Here is a 15,634-nt window from a genome sequence, read left to right on the forward strand (position 1 = left end):
GCAGCAAAGCCGGTGTGTTAGCGAGGAGAGATCGGATTGGCTAGCGATTAGCGCCAGGCACCCACTTCACATCAAGCTTTCCGTCGTCATTTGCAGCTCGGGCGAGCACGAACAGGAAGTCAGAAAGTCGGTTTATGTAAGCAAATGCTGCTGGGTTCACTCGCTCATCATGGGCAAGTTCTGCCATTGCGCGTTCTGCAGTTCGTGCTGATGCCCTGGCGACGTGAATGCGCGCAGCAGCCTCGCTGCCGCCCGGCAAGACGAAACTGGAAAGAGGTTCTAGCCTCTCGTTCAACTTGTCTATCTGACCTTCAAGCCATTCCGTTTGAGCGGGAACTATTCGAAGGACCATTTCAGACGGCTCGAAGTTGCCATCCGCGCTCGGCGTTGCCAAATCGGCTCCAAGATCGAAAAGATCGTTCTGGATCCGCGTCAACATGCTCTTTTGCGCTTGATCGGACAGGGCGCAATTTGCCGAGCCAATGGCGCAGTTGGCTTCATCCACTTTGCCAATCGCTGCAATGCGCGCAGAATGTTTCGCGGCCCGGGAGCCATCGACAAGCCCAGTGGTGCCATCATCTCCGGTGCGCGTGTAAATCTTGTTCAGCTTCACCATCGCGTATCAGCGAGATACAACCAAGATGATAGCGACCACCGCAATTGCCAGCGCCTGATATTTGATACGAGCAAACATGGCCTTGTTCTGAAGCAACTGCATATCGGTCGCGGTCTCGCCCTCGCCTGTTTCAAGGTCGACCTTTGTCGTTTTGAGGAACGCGATCACACCGCGGACCAAAGATACGACGACAAGAATGCACAAAACGGCAAGAACGGCTGCGAGAAAATATGTCATGACGGTTATCTAAGCGCTTTCCAATGAGATACCAGACGGCAAACGTCGCAACCTCAGTTGCTCTGCTAACAACCGTCCATCTTCGCCAGCGTTCCGCAAATCGGCAAGCGACGGAGAATTTCGCCGTTTTGCTAGCTTGAGGCCGTCGGTATCAAGCAAGATTTGGTGATGGCACCAATGCGGAACGGGAAGCCCCAAGAGCTCTTGCAACAATCGGTGCACATGACTCGCAGCAAAAAGATCGGAACCCCTTGTGACATGCGTCACACCATCAACAGCGTCGTCAAGCGTGGCGGCTAGATGATAGCTGGCGGGTTCATCCTTTCGCACCAGAACAACATCACCGAAATCACGAGGGTCGCAAATGACAGAACCAGCTTCCTCGTCCGTCCATATTATCTCGCCGGCTTCTGCTATCGCTCGGTCAAGATCCAGACGTAGAACAGCTGGCAAAGATTCATCCGTTCTTTGGTCTTTGCAAGTGCCAGGATAAAGCGGGCCCTCGGCGCCGCTCTGAATGGCATTCTTGCGGATTTCAGCTCGCGTGCACGTACAGCGATACAGCAAGTCCCTCGCCAAAAGCTGATCAATAGCTGTCTGGTAGCTCGCCAGCCGCGTCGATTGAGCTGGAACCTCGTCCCACGTGAGACCAAGCCATTCAAGGTCGACACGAAACTCATCCGCCAGTTCTGACCGGGACCGCGCCCCATCGATGTCTTCTATACGGAGCAGAAACTTGCCGCTATTCTCTACAGCCAAGTCGTGCGCAACAATGGCCGAAAACGCATGGCCGAGATGAAGATGCCCGTTCGGGCTGGGTGCAAATCGTGTAACGACCATGGCCAACAGTCCATGACATAGCATGAAACTTCATGCGACCCACTAAACAGCTTTGTGGAAAGCTGGGGTGTTATGACTTTGACTCTTCCGACTGCCACGGCATGTTCTGTTCTATCAGGAAGGAACACTGGTTGTTCAAAGCCGAACTGATTGAGAGAGCCGCTCGATTTCGAAGCGCTGATGAGGACCCGACACGGAATCCGTCGGCATGTCCTGCGCTCGTCCTGAACGCTGACTACACGCCTCTATCCTATTATCCTTTGAGCCTTTGGCCTTGGCAGACTGCGATAAAGGCGGTGTTTCTAGATCGCGTTGACATTGTCGCGAGCTACGATCGAGAGGTTCATTCACCCTCGCTCGATATGAAGATTCCGAGTGTAATCGCCCTCAGGCAGTATGTGAAACAGAGCGAGTTTCCCGCTTTCACGCGCTTCAACCTGTTCTTGCGGGACCGCTTTCAATGCCAGTATTGCGGGAGTGGCCAGAACCTGACATTTGATCATGTCATTCCGCGGCGATTGGGGGGCAAAACCAGCTGGGAAAATATTGCTACTGCGTGTGCGCCTTGCAACATGAAGAAAGGCGGTAGAACGCCCCAGCAAGCGCATCTGACACTGAATATGAAACCCATCAGACCGACAAGCTGGCACTTGCAGCAATACGGAAAGATGTTTCCGCCTAACTATCTTCACGAAACCTGGCGCGACTGGCTTTATTGGGATGTCGAGCTTGAAGAGTAGCTTTCCGCAACGAGAACCATCTAACCTTCGATGATTTTTGTTTCCGGATGATGCTTGTCCAAGTGCTTTTTCACAATTTTAAGGTTCTTCGAATTTGATCGATAAAGGAAGTCAGCGGCGTCACCGACAACTGGTACCAGACCCAGCACAGTATCAAACGCAACGTTGCCGCCCATTCGCATCAGCTTCCATTTTGGCATGTTGAGGTTTCGTGCCTCCCAAACGACATAGGCGCCCAAAGCGGTCGTAATCAGATCTCCCAAAACGGGGATCAATCCGACCAACGCGTCCAAACCTATAGGGATATTTGTACCAGGCACTCTAAAACTGCGCTCTAGAAGTAGTTCCATTGCCTCGACCCTTTGCCGAACCGATTGCGGATCGCTTCCGGTTGGCAATCTAAAGTCAAGGTGTTGAAGCTCTTTTGGCCGGTCCATTGGCAACCTCCTGCACGGTTAGATGGTGGGTTGGGACAGCGGGAACAAGGGGTGCAAGCCCCAACGGTTCGCTTCAAATCCTGTAACCGAGCCTCTCACAAGCGACCACCTGACAGGAGAGCCAAGCGGAATAAACACCTCGTCTTCGATCAGCCGCAAGTGTGCCTCATTCAGCAATGCCGCCTTCTCGTCAGGGTCGCGCGCTGAAAGCGATTGCCTAACAAGTGCGTCTGCCTCGTCAGAGCATAGACCAAACCGCAATGCACAATTGAATTGGTTCAAGAACCATCTGGGTGAAGAGTAGCGCGCCAATCTGTCGCGCAAGATGAGATCGGACTTTTCATCTGGTCCCACTCTTACAGTCCGAACCCCTATATCGGCCCAATCTGCCGAGAATTGGCGGAACAAGAGATCGCTTCCCTCACCCTCCGGCAGTGCGATACGAACGGTCGCCTCTTCACCATTTGCAGCTTCCCACCTGCTAACGCGGCTGGTGGCGATTGTCCGAAGCTCTTGCCGAGACAATTCCGGCCACCGACCAAGGTCGTCGTCAATCTCTTCTGACAAAGCAGTCGGCACGATCCATGTCGTCGCCTGCCATCCCCCAAGTGCAAACGGAGAGATCAGAGCATCGCGATCAATCGCCATCGACAGGGCTTCCCGGTTTCCCGGATCTGCCAAAAAACCCGATGCATTCATGATGGAGAAGCCAAAAAGACCAAAAGTCGCATCAAGTCGGACGTTGCCCTGAGAAAGAGGCCCGAGTTGAGCAGCGGGGAAGTTTGTCAGTTGCCCATTCAGAACAACATCAACTTCGCCGCTTGAGAATGCTTCGACAGCCTCTTCGTCTGGCAGTGCTCGGACACTGATATCTTTCGCCAAATCTTGCCAATTCTCGCGAGGAGCCATTCCTCGCAACTCAGGCGGCAAGGCGGAAAGGCTAGCGACTTCTTCTTGGCTTTGGAGCGACAGAGCCATTGGCCCGGCGCCCGCAGCGTCTTTTTCGAAACCCAATTCGGGCTGCGCCAACAGCCGCAGGAATTCGGGCATAGGGCTTGTCAGTCGGATCTCGACGACCCGCCCGGTCATCGCCCGGATTTCGGCGATCTTCTCGAGATCAAGTCCCAGACTTGTTCCCTCAAGTTGGCGCAACCTATCATTGAGAAGTGTGCGGACTTCCGCTGCCGTTATTTCATCTCCGCTTGGCCAATTTGAGTCTCGGAGCCGGAAAATATAGCTCAGGCCGTCGTCATTAACGATCCAGCGTTGCGCAATCGCAGGCACTACCTGACCCGAGGCGTCGAGCGTTACGAGCCCTTCGTTAGTCGCGAGGCGGATATGCTGAGAGACAGGCGAAAGCCGCACCCCCATCGGCAAGGGCATCGGGCTCGCCGATGATTGCGACGTTTACCGCGCCCTCTTCTGACGCCGAACCACATGCGGCCAAAAGCAAGGATATAACTGTTAAAACGGCCAAACGCATGGGAACGATTTAAGCGATCCCATTTCTTTCGCAAGCAGCGCGCCAAGCGCGCGACATCAGATCAAACCTTGCGGAGGCTTTTCGGATCGGGCGGGGAAGGTGGCCTGTGTATCGAGGGTCGTTCGAGAATGTCTGCAGGCGAACCTTGATCCGCTTGGATCGGTTTGCGCGCGGCTTGAGCGTCGATTTCCTCGTCGAAAGCGATACCAAAGCGGTCGTCTTGAATCCACGCGACGGAGCCCGAGACTTCACCGACATTCCGCAACGTGATTTTTAGGCGGTTGCCGCGTTTGACAGACAAATTGCCCTCGCCCATCATTCCACCATCAGATAGGTTCCGGACACGCACCCGATGCGTTTCTGCTGCCGATTCCACACGGATGTCAGCCAATAGAAAAAGGCTGTCGCGTGATACGCTGCGCGTTTCAACGCCGGTCATTTCACCGTACTCCTGCTCAACGATTGTGCGACCCACGGCACAACTCTTAATTATGGTGCAAGCCAAGCTTCATCGATGCACTCGCAACATTTAGAGCGTCAGTCATAGCGAATTTTCGTTAACGCTATGTTGGACATGGTCGCAAATTGACCAGCGTCCCAGATTGATACGGATTTCAAATCAGTCGTCGCGAGATATTTTTTCTCGCCGCTCGTGAGCTTCTTGCGCTTCGACCGTCATGGTTGCGACTGGCCGCGCAATCAGGCGCTTCAGACCGATCGGATCGCCTGTTACTTCGCAATAGCCGTACTCGCCCGCATCAATGCGGCGCAAAGCAGATTCAATTTTTGATACAAGCTTTCGTTGGCGGTCCCGGGTCCGCAGTTCGATTCCCCAATCCGTCTCGCTCGATGCACGATCGTTCAAATCGGCTTCGCGAATGGGACCGTCTTGCAAGGATTGCAGCGTCTGATCGGCGGCGTCATGAATCGAGCGTTTCCATTCAATCAGCAGCATTCTGAAATAGTTCTGCTGCTGCTCGCTCATATACTCTTCGTCCTCGCTCGGCACATAGCCGGGCTCAAGCATACGTTTCGCCTTAGCTAGGACATCAATATCGTCAGTCGCGGCACTTGCCATATGGTCCTCATCACCCAATCAATTCCCGCGAGACACCCCAAGAATTCGAGCCTGGATTTTTCCGTAGCTGCGCCGACCCCCCAATCAGTCAACGCGTCGACCGGGCCTATAGGCGCGCGCTCAACTGCGCACAAGTCGCTTTGCCACGTAGCCACCGGTCCTGGCCGCGATGAGAGGGTACTCGGGGGCAAGGCGTTGCTTCTCGATGAAAATTTTTGTCGCTGTTAACCAATTGTTGACCATGATTGGCGAGTTCTTGGTCAAGCGATCCAGCCGGGGGGCATCAGGATCGCCCAAAAATGGGGGTTATGGAAATGGAACTGAAGCCAATCAACGGCGTCGAAGCGACACCGATCGACAAAAAAGAGTGCGACGCAATTCTCGCGCAATACATTGCAGCTGCTTCGCATGGAGATTTGTCCGCCTATTTCGACCTAGGCGTAGCTTATTCGACTGGAAGCAATAGTGTGGATTGCGACCTCGTTGAAGCGCATAAGTGGTTCAACCTCGCGGCAGCCCAAGGCCATGAAGAAGCAGCCTGGTGCCGTGCCGATGTTTCCGAAGAAATGACCGCACGCGAAATCGCTGAGGCGCAAAGGCGCGCCCGACAATGGCTCGCCGAGGGTCATCGCAAGGTCGCCTAACTGCCTTTGAAAGGCGCTCTTTCTCTCAGAAAGATCTGATCAGTCGACACACCTTTGCGCTCTTGCTCGAGGAAATCTTCGACTGCAGAGCGAAAGCCGGGATTGGCGATCCAATGCGCTGACCATGTCTTTACCGGTTCGTAGCCGCGAGCAAGCTTGTGGCCGCCCTGTGCGCCCGCCTCAACTCGGTCTAGCCCCAGTCTGATCGCCAGATCAATCGCTTGATAATAGCACAGTTCAAAATGGAGAAAGCGCACATCGCGCGTGCATCCCCAATACCGACCGTAGAGTGCATCGCGCCCCACAAAGTTGAGTGCTCCAGCGATTGGCACGCCATCGTCATACGCCATGATCAATATCAGCTTTTCGCCCATGCGTTCGCCGAAAAGGGTGAAAGCATCTCGCGTCAAGTACGGCGTTCCCCATTTGCGCGCGCCCGTATCTTGATAAAAATTCCAGAAAGCATCCCAGTGTTGCGGTTTAATTTCGTCGCCTGAAAGGAAGACAATTTCGACGTCTTTTTGCGCGGCAGCTCGCTCTTTTTTTAGGTTCTTGCGCTTGCGCGAAGAGAGAGCGCCAAGAAAATCATCAAACGATTCGTAGCCGCGATTGACCCAGTGAAACTGAATGTCGTTGCGCATCAGCCAACCAGCTTCCTCAAAGAATCTCAGCTGATCTTGATCAATGAAGGTCGCGTGGGCAGAGGAAAAACCGTTCTGCTCACATACTATCTCGGCACCCCTCAATAGAGGAGCGCTTAGCTCGGGGTTCGAAAGCAAAAGACGCGGACCAGTTGCGGGCGTGAATGGCGCAGCGATTTGGAGTTTGGGATAATAGTCCCCTCCAGCACGCTGGAATGCGTCAGCCCATGAGTGATCGAACACATATTCGCCTTGGCTATGGCCTTTGGCGTAGCTGGGCATAGCGGCCAGCAACTTGTTGTCCGCGTCGGTGACCAGAATCGGAGCGGGTTCCCAGCCAGTGCCAGGACCAACACTGCCGGAGTCTTCTAAAGCGGTCAGAAATTCATGGCTGACAAAGGGGTTCTTCGCTGGGTTCAGCGCGTTCCAATCATCCGCACCAACCGACCCTACACCTGGTGCCAAGCGAACGGTTAGATCGCTCCTCACGCCAGCCCTTCTCCTTCGCTGATGAGAGCATCAGCGCATTGCAACGCGCTGTCACGGGTTTCGGGTGAATTGACTGTCCAGGCCAGAATTGGGAGGCCCGCTGCGCGAAGCTCAGCGATCCAAGGGCTTGGCAGCGCAGCGATGTGATAAGCAAGAAAGTCAGGATCTGCTTCGGTCAGAGCTGCTTCGCGCTTTTCGTGAGTTTGCGTGTGACCATATTCGTCCTCGCGCATCACGAGTCCGCAGCAAAGGTTTGGCGCGTTGACCCTAACCCATGCTGCCACGCGCGGGTCGAAACTCATAACCGCGCAGTCACCTCGATAATCCTCAAGTCTATGCGCAATAGCATCGCAGGTTCGCTCGACGTCATATCCAGGCTTCGACTTCACCTCGATGAGGAGCGGGACTTGCCCGTCGATCAGATTGAGCAACTTCTCTAAAGAAACCGGGCGTTCCACGCTGTTCGTGTATGTCAGCTCAGACAATGCTTCTTCTGTGAGATCACCGGTGTCACGCTCAAACCCAGTCAGTCGGCTGGTCTCCCAATCGTGAAAGACCATCGGCTTACCGTCTTTGGTGCGCTGAATGTCGCATTCGATTCCCATGCCAACCGCGATGGCGGCGGCGGCGCCAGCAAGCGAATTCTCGGGCACGCCCGATCCGTGGAGGCCGCGATGCGCATATTCCCATGTCGTCAGCCATTTGGGGGCGAAGCGCTTGCTCACTCGCTGACCGCGATCACCGCATCAACTTCAACCGCGGCGCCCAATGGCAAAACTGGCACTCCAACCGCAGCGCGCGCATGGCGCCCAATTTCTCCGAAAACCTCAAACATTAGGTCGGATGCACCGTTGGCTACCTTTGGCTGGTCGGTAAAGTCAGCGGTCGAATTGATGAATGCGCCCAGTTTGACGACGCGCTCGACATTCTCGAGCAAGCCGGCCGCCTTCAATTGCGCGCAAATCATCAGGCCACAGGCCCTCGCCGCTTTCACCCCGTCATCTAGGGATACGTCCTCACCGAGACGTCCGGACACGAGCTGTCCATCAACAAATGGGAGTTGGCCCGAGATATGGGCCATTCCGCCATGCACGACCAGTGGAACATAACTCGCCACGGGTGCCGCCGCTTCCGGCAATGTGATTCCGAGCTCTTCGAGCCGTGCTTCAATTGTCATCGTGCGCTCTCCTTTAATTGCTTGATAAGCCAAGGCAATGCGTCGGCCCAGCGATCTATTCGTGCATCGGCATGGCCTGCCTTGTGCGCGCAATCAATATGGCCTGCGATCATCGGTTCTCCGCATAGATGAAGGCGTGTGGTCGCTGGGACGATCTCTGACGCAGATCGATGATGCTGTGCCAGATCGTCGATGAAAACCGCTTTGCTCGGTGCATATTCCTCGATGATGGCTTTGAGTGCAGGACCCTTAGGACCTTGGTTCGTGAAGACTCGGGCGTGAATTCCGAATCCGGCCAGTTGTTCGGCGCGGCGATCGCGTCTTTCGTCAACAAGGTTGGTGAGGATTACGACGTCTGCCTCTTCAGCCAGCCGATTGATCCCATCAACGGCGCCAGCAATCGGGACCTGTTGATCCATCTCCGTGTCAAAGAACTTACCAAGAAAGCGCCAGATCTCGTTCTGCTCAAGCGGTTCGCCCGATTGCTGCCATCTAAGAGCGTTGGAAAAGTTATTTCCCTCAAGTTGGAAATTTACCCCCTGACTCGCCTCAAGCCACTCCTTGAAGTGCGCAACCATGTGGAGGATTACTTCGTCGCAATCGCTAATAATGAGCGGGCGGCTCATTGACCGATCGCCCCGTGAGCAGCGACCAGTTCCTCGGGCGTTACGGCGAGAGCCTCTGCCGCACGCATAAGATCTGGCTCATGATTGACGAGAAATTCAAGAACTGAGCCGAGCATCGCCGGATCATCCAGTCCTTGCCGCAATGTATCGGCATCAAGCCCAGTTAGGGTTAGATATCGTTCAGCGCGATCATCGTCGCTCATGATCCATCCAAGCGCCGCAAGCGCCAATGTTTCGCTGCTGAGTCGCTTTTCTGCCGTACCTTGGTGTGCGTCTTTTTGAATTGTCGTAACCTCTTGCTCAAGCTAATCCCCCTTCTGAGAGGGAGCGGAGTGGTCAGTGGCAAAGCGAATCTTGGTTGTCGAGGATAATGACCTCAATCGGAAATTGTTCTGCGATGTTCTCACGGCGAATGGTTTCGAAGTGGAACCTGTCGCGGACGGCGGCCAAGTTTTGGAAACTGCCCGCTCAACCACACCAGACCTGATTATAATGGACATCCAACTGCCGGGCGTTTCGGGCGTCGATTTGATCGAAGCGGCAAAGCGCGACACAATATTGGCCGAGATCCCCGTGCTTGCCGTTACCGCATTTGCTGGGAAAGGAGATGAAGAGCGCATCCGCTCAGCAGGAGCTGCCGGTTATCTCGCGAAACCTGTTTCAATCATGCCATTCATGAATGCGGTCAAACAGCTGGTCTAATCGCCGAGCTGAACCAAGAATCAATAATCATTCGCGGCAGACGATCGATCAACGTGGATTCGCGCCGGAAATGCGGCTAATGCCTGCGCAACACATCAATTCTGAGAAGTGAGAAACTATATCATGGATACTGCGCAGATAGATGAACGCATCCGCGTGATTATCGAGCCTTTCAACAAGAAAGACGTGACAATCGAGGACTCCACCACGTTTGCGAACGACCTGGAATTCGACAGTCTAACAGTCATGGATTTTGTAGCAGAGATTGAAGACGAGTTCGACATCATCATCAGCATGAACCAGCAAGCCGAAATCGAGAATTATGGCCAGCTGGTAAGTGCAGTGCACAAGATGCAGGATAGCTGATATAGGCCCCGTCCATGACTGATGCGATGACTGATACGGCGCCTAAGGGTGACCTGTTTTCAAAGTTCGATGAGCTTATTCAAACGCGAGAAACCCTGCTCGCAAGCGGCGTCGAAGATCCATTCAACCTTGTGATGGAAAAGGTGCTCTCGCCCACCACTGCAATTTGCAATGGACGCGAGACGATCTTGCTCGGCACCTACAATTACATGGGCATGACGTTCGATCCAGACGTCATTGACGCAGGTAAGCAAGCCCTGGCCGACTACGGTTCTGGCACGACAGGGAGCCGTGTCCTGAACGGCACATATCAAGGCCACCGCGAGTGCGAGGATGCACTTCGCGAGTTCTACGATATGGACCACGCAATGGTCTTCTCGACCGGATACCAGGCCAACCTGGGGATTATCTCAACGATCGCCGGCAAGGGCGACTACATTATTCTCGATATCGATAGTCATGCGTCGATCTGGGATGGCTGCGCGATGGGTAATGCTGAAGTCGTGCCGTTCAAGCATAACGACATTGAGGCGATGGAGAAACGACTGCGCCGCGTGCCCGAGGACGCGGGCAAGCTCGTTATTCTCGAAGGTGTGTACTCCATGCTTGGAGACGTTGCACCGCTCAAAGAAATGGTCGCCATCGCCAAGAAATACGGAGCTATGGTGCTCGTCGATGAGGCACACTCAATGGGCTTCATCGGCGAGAATGGCCGAGGTGTTTGTGAAGAACAGGGTATCATCGATGATGTAGATTTCATCATCGGCACCTTCTCGAAGAGCGTCGGCACGGTCGGCGGCTTTTGTGTGTCCAACCACCCGAAGTTCGACATTATGCGGCTCGTATGTCGGCCATACGTTTTCACGGCGAGCTTGCCTCCTAGCGTTGTCGCGACTGCCGCGACTTCGATCCGCAAGTTGATGCATGGCTCGAACAAGCGCGCGCATCTCTGGGAAAACTCCAAGCGCCTCCATCAGGGCCTGACTGAGCTGGGTTTTGAGCTGGGGACCACCGAGCCGCAAAGCGCCATCGTAGCTGTAATCATGCCGGATCTGGAGCGCGGTGCGGGAATGTGGGAGGCGCTCTTGAAGGAAGGCCTTTACGTAAACCTAGCGCGGCCTCCGGCGACACCAGCAAATATGACCCTGTTGCGTTGTTCTTTGTGCGCAGAACACTCCTCGGAAGAGGTTGAAACAATTCTCTCGATGTTCGAAAGGGCTGGCAAGGCGACCGGGATTATCAGCTAGTTGCGAGATTATGCGGCGTGGCTCGTGCAGACAGGCGTCTCAGATTCCCCGAATCTCGGTAGCTGCGTCACACTTGTCGGCGATCTCTTCGTCTGAGCTCGAGAACTGCGTGATGGCGATGAAACCGCCGACGACCAGGACGATAAAGGCGGTTGTCACCAAGCCGAGATATTTGTCGATCATGCGTTTGATCGGCGCGCCGAAAATTCGGAACAAGATGCCGACTGTCATGAAGATAAGCGCGCGAGCGACGAGGCTTGCGAGCACAAACGGCACAAGCGCCATTTCAATGAACCCGGCGGTAATGGTCAGCAATTTGAACGGAACCGGAGTTGCGCCAGCAATTAGGATCGCTTCGACATCGTATTCGCGCAAATAGCACGCCGCGACCGGGAAACTTTCGCTGAGCCCCAACAAAGCCAGAAGGGGCTCACCAACCGGCTCGTACAAACCCCAGCCAATCGCATATCCCAGTAACGCGCCAGCAACTGAGCTGAGAGTGGCGACCAAGGCGAAACGGATCGCCTTGTGTGGTTCTGCAAGGCACATGAGGCCCAGCAGCGGATGCGGCGGGATGGGGAAAAAGCTCGACTCGATGAAGCAGAAGAATGCCAACCACCAAACGGCATGCGGATGAGAGGCCTTGTCCATTGTCCAATTGTAAAGACCACGAAGCCAAGCCAAATTCTGCTCTCCATCATCTCATGCTATGCCGTGGGCAACACATTGCAGCGACGCCGCCTAATGCACCAGAACCGAGGGCGCAACTCCTAATAATTCACCTATTTGGCACTTTTTTATTGACATTGTCACGCTCTTTGGTTAAGTAGAGAGAACATCGCGATAGTGTGAGTCGTTTAGGCAGCACGCGCCGCATCAAACAATCACAAGATATGACATGGAGAGCGTTATGGCCGACGAGGCGCCAACTCTCGCTCTCGCCATTTCACGGCCCGAACGCTTGAGTCCGCATTGGCGTAAGCATTTTCTGGAAAAACTTGCAGCTACTTCGGACGTCACAACATCCGCTCAATCTGTAGGGGCGTCGCACAGTATGATTTATCGCGCTCTCGCCTCGGAGGCAGACTTTGCGGCAGGATGGAAGGCAGCTCTTGAGCAAGGATATCGAGAGCTTGAAATGGAATTGCTGAGGCGGCTTAGGTCGGGTGACATGAGCGCTCAGGCAAATGCAAAGTTCGACTTCGCCAATGCCATCCGATTTCTGTCATGCCATCGAGAAAAGGCAACTTCGAAGCAAAGCCAAGATCGTTTTGTGAGCGCGGCAGAGGTTCGCGCCTCGATTGACCGAAAGATTGAGGACATCAAACTCCGATCCGAGCAATTCAAACAGACAGATCGGTGCTCATCTTGAGAGAGCGCCTTGAATGGCTTGCATCAGCGCCACCGCTAGCGCGGGACGATGTGGTTTCAGCCCTCGACGACAAAGAGCGTGCCGATTTCGACTACCACTGGCCACTCTTCGCCCGCCAATCACAACTTGCCCCTGAAGGAGATTGGCGTGTCTGGCTGATTCTGGCGGGGAGAGGATTTGGTAAAACCCGCGCAGGGTCAGAATGGGTAAGAGCAACAGCGGAGAGTAACGCCGAGGCACGCATAGCAATCGTCTCGAGCTCTTTGAATGAGGCGCGTGCAGTGATGGTAGAAGGCGAAAGCGGCATTATCGCGTGCTTTCCACCCGAGCAAAGGCCTCTGTTTGAGCCATCATTGCGTCGCCTGACTTTCGCAAATGGAGCTCAGGCTCAGCTGTTCTCTGCCGCTGAACCAGAGTCGCTGCGCGGACCTCAACATTCGCACGCCTGGTGTGACGAGGTTGGCAAATGGCCAACTGCGCATGAACGTGCCTCACGGTGCTGGGACAATTTATTGATGGGGCTGCGCCTAGGCACTGCCCCCCGCATTGCAGTGACGACCACACCAAGAAGCGTGCCACTTGTCCGCCGTCTACTTGAAAAGGAGCAAGACGGCGCGACTATAGTGACGCGCGGTACCACATACGACAACTCGGCCAATTTGCCGGATCGTTTCTTGGCCGCAATCGAAGACGAATTTGGCGGGACGCAATTGGCCAGGCAGGAGCTCGGCGGAGAATTGCTGACTGATGTTGAAGGCGCCCTGTGGACCCGACGGATGCTTGAGGAATCAAGAGTCCAAACGGCACCTGACCAATTGCGGCGCATAGTGGTTGCGGTCGACCCGCCCGCAACATCAAATGGCGACGCTTGTGGGATCATCGTCGCTGCGCTCGGACAGGATGGCAAAGCATATGTCCTCGCAGACTGTAGCGCGGAGAACGCCAGCCCCGAAAAATGGGCCAACCAAGTGGCCATGGCTGCTGAAGAATGGAAGGCTGATCGCGTCATCGCAGAAGCCAATCAGGGCGGTGCAATGGTTGAGAGCGTGCTGAGGGCGGCTGGCGCAAACATGCCGGTCAAGTTAGTTCATGCAAGCCGCGGCAAAGTCGCTCGTGCCGAACCGGTGACCGCAATTTATGAAAGTGGGCGCGCGAAACACTGCGGCCAGTTTGCAAAACTAGAAGATCAAATGTGCGGCCTGAAGGCAGGCGGTGACTACGTCGGTCCGGGCCGCAGCCCCGATCGCGCAGACGCTCTTGTCTGGGCGCTTACCGAATTAATGCTCGGCAAGACAGTCAGCCCTCGTGTGCTAACCGTCTGACTACAAAGGAAATTAGCTCAATGGCATTGCTGGAAACCCTGTCCGCCGCTTTCAAAGGCGGCAAAAATTCGCGCGTGCCGTTGGCACCGGGCTATTTGCCCGCTTGGGCCGCCTCGTTTGCAGGCGCAAATAGCAGGCAAAGCTATGACTATGGACAAGCTGTCCGTGATGGCTTTCTGACCAATCCAATCGCACAACGAGCTGTTCGGATCGTAGCCGAGGGCGTTGGTCAAGCTCCAATCACCATAACCGATCCGAAACTGAAGAGCCTGGTTATGACCACAAGCGCGGGCCAATCGCTGATCGAGACAATCGCAGCGCATGTCCTTTTGCACGGGAACAGTTTCGTCCAGATCATGAAGGATGGGCTTGGGCAACCGATCGAACTCTTTGCGCTCCGCCCAGACCGTGTCGAGATAATTGCCGGTTCGGACGGCTGGCCCACTGCCTATGAGTATGGTCCCGGCCACGAACGCGCACGGTTCTCGTTAGAAGATGATAATGGCTGGCCGAATATCATCCATATCAAAGCCATGCACCCAATCGAGGATATGTACGGTGCTGGTGCACTGGCGGCCGCCAATGAAGCAATTGCGATCCACAATGCGGCAGCAGAATGGAACCGGACACTGCTTGAAAATGCCGCGCGACCTTCAGGAGCGCTCGTCTACGATTCCGATGATGGTCTCGCGCTTTCGGCTGAGCAATTCGACCGCCTTAAGGATGAGCTCGCAACAGCTTTCACCGGATCCGCCAACGCGGGGCGCCCTATGTTATTGGACGGCGGATTGAAGTGGCAGAGCATCGCGCTTTCTCCAGCCGATATGGACTTTGCCACACTGAAAAGTGCGGCAGCGCGAGATATCTCGCTGGCTTTCGGGGTGCCGCCAATGCTGCTGGGTCTGCCCGGCGACAATACCTATTCGAATTACCGCGAAGCCAATCGCGCCCTATGGCGGCTAACCCTTCTACCTCTTGCCGAGAAGGTTTTTGCAGCCTTACGGGAGGGCTTGGCGCCATGGTTCAAAAATGCCGATATTGGGATCGACTTAGATCGAGTGCCGGCTTTATCGGAAGACCGCGAGCGGCTTTGGAAGCAAGTGTCTGACGCCGATTTCTTGTCGGACGAGGAAAAACGTAGCCTTCTAGGCATTGCCGTCGAAGGGGCACAATCGTGACGAGTCCGACCATCCGATTTGCAGGATATGCAAGCTTGTTCGACGTGGCCGACGCAGCGCAAGATATTGTACGACGCGGCGCATTTACGTCCGCAATCGAAAATCGCGAAGTGCCTATTCCGCTGCTTTGGCAACATCAACCTAATCAAAAGATTGGGGAGATTGAACGCATCGCTGAAGATGCAAGAGGGTTGCGGGTGATCGGCAGAATCGATGCGACGAAGTCGCGTGCTGCCACATCACTACAATCGGGCGAAGTTGATGGCCTCAGTTTCGGATATCGAGCCCGCGATTATGAGCACACACCAGATGGCCGCGAATTGATTGCTGTTGACCTGTTCGAAGTGAGCTTGGTCACACACCCGTTACAACATGGCGCGCGCGTTCATTTCGTAAACTGAAGCGCGCTCATTAGATGTCCAACCGGCCGCCAACGGGG

22 protein-coding genes are annotated in these 15,634 nt (G+C 54.9%); 9 read left to right on the plus strand and 13 right to left on the minus strand.

The genetic code is table 11. The annotated features are described in order from the left end of the window. Window positions 1–40: 40 nt before the first annotated feature. From ACZ1GU_RS14020 to gluQRS, 3 genes are read right to left on the minus strand one after another with little or no spacing between them, the layout of a single operon-like run. The gene (locus tag ACZ1GU_RS14020) at window positions 41–616 is read right to left on the minus strand and encodes a cob(I)yrinic acid a,c-diamide adenosyltransferase (RefSeq protein WP_472648566.1); all 576 of its coding nucleotides are present in this window, start codon (window positions 614–616) and stop codon (window positions 41–43) included. Between the two features lie 6 nt (window positions 617–622). Then, window positions 623–853: a hypothetical protein gene (locus ACZ1GU_RS14025; RefSeq protein WP_472648567.1), complete on the minus strand. Its 231-nt coding sequence runs from the start codon at window positions 851–853 to the stop codon at window positions 623–625. A gap of 9 nt (window positions 854–862) precedes the next feature. Next, window positions 863–1,693: a tRNA glutamyl-Q(34) synthetase GluQRS gene (gluQRS, locus tag ACZ1GU_RS14030; protein WP_472648568.1), complete on the minus strand. Its 831-nt coding sequence runs from the start codon at window positions 1,691–1,693 to the stop codon at window positions 863–865. Window positions 1,694–1,824: 131 nt separating this feature from the next. On the opposite strand from gluQRS, the gene ACZ1GU_RS14035 reads away from it, so the two are divergent. After that, the gene (locus ACZ1GU_RS14035) at window positions 1,825–2,433 is read left to right on the plus strand and encodes an HNH endonuclease (protein WP_472648569.1); all 609 of its coding nucleotides are present in this window, start codon (window positions 1,825–1,827) and stop codon (window positions 2,431–2,433) included. Window positions 2,434–2,453: 20 nt separating this feature from the next. Here the strand turns inward: ACZ1GU_RS14035 and ACZ1GU_RS14040 are convergent, their stop codons facing one another. The 4 genes from ACZ1GU_RS14040 to dksA form a co-directional block, all read right to left on the minus strand. Then, window positions 2,454–2,870, minus strand: coding sequence for a DUF4112 domain-containing protein (locus ACZ1GU_RS14040; RefSeq protein WP_472648570.1), 417 nt, complete (start codon window positions 2,868–2,870; stop codon window positions 2,454–2,456). 18 nt (window positions 2,871–2,888) lie between these two features. Continuing rightward, the gene (locus ACZ1GU_RS14045) at window positions 2,889–4,253 is read right to left on the minus strand and encodes an ABC transporter substrate-binding protein (RefSeq protein WP_472648571.1); all 1,365 of its coding nucleotides are present in this window, start codon (window positions 4,251–4,253) and stop codon (window positions 2,889–2,891) included. Between the two features lie 161 nt (window positions 4,254–4,414). Next, entirely contained in the window at window positions 4,415–4,828 is a 414-nt protein-coding gene (locus ACZ1GU_RS14050) for a PilZ domain-containing protein (RefSeq protein ID WP_472648572.1), read from the minus strand. Between the two features lie 144 nt (window positions 4,829–4,972). Then, window positions 4,973–5,431, minus strand: coding sequence for an RNA polymerase-binding protein DksA (gene dksA / locus ACZ1GU_RS14055; protein ID WP_472648573.1), 459 nt, complete (start codon window positions 5,429–5,431; stop codon window positions 4,973–4,975). Between the two features lie 314 nt (window positions 5,432–5,745). On the opposite strand from dksA, the gene ACZ1GU_RS14060 reads away from it, so the two are divergent. Further along, complete coding sequence (locus ACZ1GU_RS14060; protein ID WP_472648574.1) at window positions 5,746–6,075, plus strand: SEL1-like repeat protein; 330 nt, start codon at window positions 5,746–5,748, stop codon at window positions 6,073–6,075. Here the strand turns inward: ACZ1GU_RS14060 and ACZ1GU_RS14065 are convergent. The 5 genes from ACZ1GU_RS14065 to ACZ1GU_RS14085 are packed head-to-tail and all read right to left on the minus strand — an operon-like array spanning window position 6,072 to window position 9,238. Further along, window positions 6,072–7,205, minus strand: a complete 1,134-nt coding sequence (locus ACZ1GU_RS14065; protein ID WP_472648575.1) for a GNAT family N-acetyltransferase — start codon at window positions 7,203–7,205, stop codon at window positions 6,072–6,074. The genes ACZ1GU_RS14060 and ACZ1GU_RS14065 overlap by 4 nt on opposite strands. Beyond that, complete coding sequence (locus tag ACZ1GU_RS14070) at window positions 7,202–7,930, minus strand: glycerophosphodiester phosphodiesterase family protein (protein WP_472648576.1); 729 nt, start codon at window positions 7,928–7,930, stop codon at window positions 7,202–7,204. The genes ACZ1GU_RS14065 and ACZ1GU_RS14070 overlap by 4 nt, the downstream gene beginning before the upstream one ends. Continuing rightward, window positions 7,927–8,382, minus strand: a complete 456-nt coding sequence (locus ACZ1GU_RS14075) for a RidA family protein (RefSeq protein ID WP_472648577.1) — start codon at window positions 8,380–8,382, stop codon at window positions 7,927–7,929. The genes ACZ1GU_RS14070 and ACZ1GU_RS14075 overlap by 4 nt, the downstream gene beginning before the upstream one ends. Then, on the minus strand, window positions 8,379–9,008 hold the full coding sequence (locus ACZ1GU_RS14080; RefSeq protein ID WP_472648578.1) for an HAD family hydrolase: 630 nt from the start codon (window positions 9,006–9,008) through the stop codon (window positions 8,379–8,381). The genes ACZ1GU_RS14075 and ACZ1GU_RS14080 overlap by 4 nt, the downstream gene beginning before the upstream one ends. Continuing rightward, the gene (locus ACZ1GU_RS14085) at window positions 9,005–9,238 is read right to left on the minus strand and encodes a DUF3572 domain-containing protein (protein ID WP_472648579.1); all 234 of its coding nucleotides are present in this window, start codon (window positions 9,236–9,238) and stop codon (window positions 9,005–9,007) included. The genes ACZ1GU_RS14080 and ACZ1GU_RS14085 overlap by 4 nt, the downstream gene beginning before the upstream one ends. A 109-nt stretch (window positions 9,239–9,347) precedes the next feature. Here ACZ1GU_RS14085 and ACZ1GU_RS14090 point away from each other — a divergent pair, with 109 nt between their 5' ends. From ACZ1GU_RS14090 to spt, 3 genes are all read left to right on the plus strand, one after another. Then, window positions 9,348–9,710, plus strand: a complete 363-nt coding sequence (locus ACZ1GU_RS14090) for a response regulator (RefSeq protein ID WP_472648580.1) — start codon at window positions 9,348–9,350, stop codon at window positions 9,708–9,710. A gap of 123 nt (window positions 9,711–9,833) precedes the next feature. Then, window positions 9,834–10,076 (plus strand): acyl carrier protein, encoded by a 243-nt coding sequence (locus ACZ1GU_RS14095; protein ID WP_472648581.1) that lies wholly within the window; start codon window positions 9,834–9,836, stop codon window positions 10,074–10,076. Window positions 10,077–10,090: 14 nt separating this feature from the next. Next, on the plus strand, window positions 10,091–11,323 hold the full coding sequence (gene spt / locus ACZ1GU_RS14100) for a serine palmitoyltransferase (RefSeq protein WP_472648582.1): 1,233 nt from the start codon (window positions 10,091–10,093) through the stop codon (window positions 11,321–11,323). A 39-nt stretch (window positions 11,324–11,362) separates the two neighbouring features. Here the strand turns inward: spt and ACZ1GU_RS14105 are convergent, their stop codons facing one another. Further along, complete coding sequence (locus ACZ1GU_RS14105) at window positions 11,363–11,974, minus strand: YqaA family protein (RefSeq protein WP_472648789.1); 612 nt, start codon at window positions 11,972–11,974, stop codon at window positions 11,363–11,365. Between the two features lie 403 nt (window positions 11,975–12,377). Here ACZ1GU_RS14105 and ACZ1GU_RS14110 point away from each other — a divergent pair, with 403 nt between their 5' ends. The 4 genes from ACZ1GU_RS14110 to ACZ1GU_RS14125 are packed head-to-tail and all read left to right on the plus strand — an operon-like array spanning window position 12,378 to window position 15,596. Then, window positions 12,378–12,695: a hypothetical protein gene (locus tag ACZ1GU_RS14110; RefSeq protein WP_472648583.1), complete on the plus strand. Its 318-nt coding sequence runs from the start codon at window positions 12,378–12,380 to the stop codon at window positions 12,693–12,695. After that, window positions 12,689–14,017 (plus strand): DNA-packaging protein, encoded by a 1,329-nt coding sequence (locus ACZ1GU_RS14115; protein ID WP_472648790.1) that lies wholly within the window; start codon window positions 12,689–12,691, stop codon window positions 14,015–14,017. The genes ACZ1GU_RS14110 and ACZ1GU_RS14115 overlap by 7 nt, the downstream gene beginning before the upstream one ends. Before the next feature lie 20 nt (window positions 14,018–14,037). Beyond that, a complete protein-coding gene (locus ACZ1GU_RS14120) occupies window positions 14,038–15,195 on the plus strand; it encodes a phage portal protein (protein WP_472648584.1) in 1,158 nt (385 codons plus the stop codon). Continuing rightward, window positions 15,192–15,596: an HK97 family phage prohead protease gene (locus ACZ1GU_RS14125; RefSeq protein ID WP_472648585.1), complete on the plus strand. Its 405-nt coding sequence runs from the start codon at window positions 15,192–15,194 to the stop codon at window positions 15,594–15,596. The genes ACZ1GU_RS14120 and ACZ1GU_RS14125 overlap by 4 nt, the downstream gene beginning before the upstream one ends. Window positions 15,597–15,634 lie beyond the last annotated feature (38 nt).

The sequence above is a fragment of the Erythrobacter sp. HA7-11 genome (assembly GCF_055693605.1).

Excerpts from the sequence above, each read along its gene's own strand:
- ACZ1GU_RS14045 (WP_472648571.1), bottom strand. The coding sequence starts at position 4,253 with ATGCCCTTGCCGATGGGGGTGCGGCTTTCGCCTGTCTCTCAGCATATC.
- ACZ1GU_RS14095 (WP_472648581.1), top strand. The coding sequence starts at position 9,834 with ATGGATACTGCGCAGATAGATGAACGCATCCGCGTGATTATCGAGCCT.
- ACZ1GU_RS14080 (WP_472648578.1), bottom strand. The coding sequence starts at position 9,008 with ATGAGCCGCCCGCTCATTATTAGCGATTGCGACGAAGTAATCCTCCAC.
- dksA (WP_472648573.1), bottom strand. The coding sequence starts at position 5,431 with ATGGCAAGTGCCGCGACTGACGATATTGATGTCCTAGCTAAGGCGAAA.
- ACZ1GU_RS14110 (WP_472648583.1), top strand. The coding sequence starts at position 12,378 with ATGATTTATCGCGCTCTCGCCTCGGAGGCAGACTTTGCGGCAGGATGG.
- ACZ1GU_RS14120 (WP_472648584.1), top strand. The coding sequence starts at position 14,038 with ATGGCATTGCTGGAAACCCTGTCCGCCGCTTTCAAAGGCGGCAAAAAT.
- ACZ1GU_RS14040 (WP_472648570.1), bottom strand. The coding sequence starts at position 2,870 with ATGGACCGGCCAAAAGAGCTTCAACACCTTGACTTTAGATTGCCAACC.
- gluQRS (WP_472648568.1), bottom strand. The coding sequence starts at position 1,693 with ATGGTCGTTACACGATTTGCACCCAGCCCGAACGGGCATCTTCATCTC.
- ACZ1GU_RS14020 (WP_472648566.1), bottom strand. The coding sequence starts at position 616 with ATGGTGAAGCTGAACAAGATTTACACGCGCACCGGAGATGATGGCACC.
- ACZ1GU_RS14025 (WP_472648567.1), bottom strand. The coding sequence starts at position 853 with ATGACATATTTTCTCGCAGCCGTTCTTGCCGTTTTGTGCATTCTTGTC.
- ACZ1GU_RS14075 (WP_472648577.1), bottom strand. The coding sequence starts at position 8,382 with ATGACAATTGAAGCACGGCTCGAAGAGCTCGGAATCACATTGCCGGAA.
- ACZ1GU_RS14060 (WP_472648574.1), top strand. The coding sequence starts at position 5,746 with ATGGAACTGAAGCCAATCAACGGCGTCGAAGCGACACCGATCGACAAA.
- ACZ1GU_RS14105 (WP_472648789.1), bottom strand. The coding sequence starts at position 11,974 with ATGGACAAGGCCTCTCATCCGCATGCCGTTTGGTGGTTGGCATTCTTC.
- spt (WP_472648582.1), top strand. The coding sequence starts at position 10,091 with ATGACTGATGCGATGACTGATACGGCGCCTAAGGGTGACCTGTTTTCA.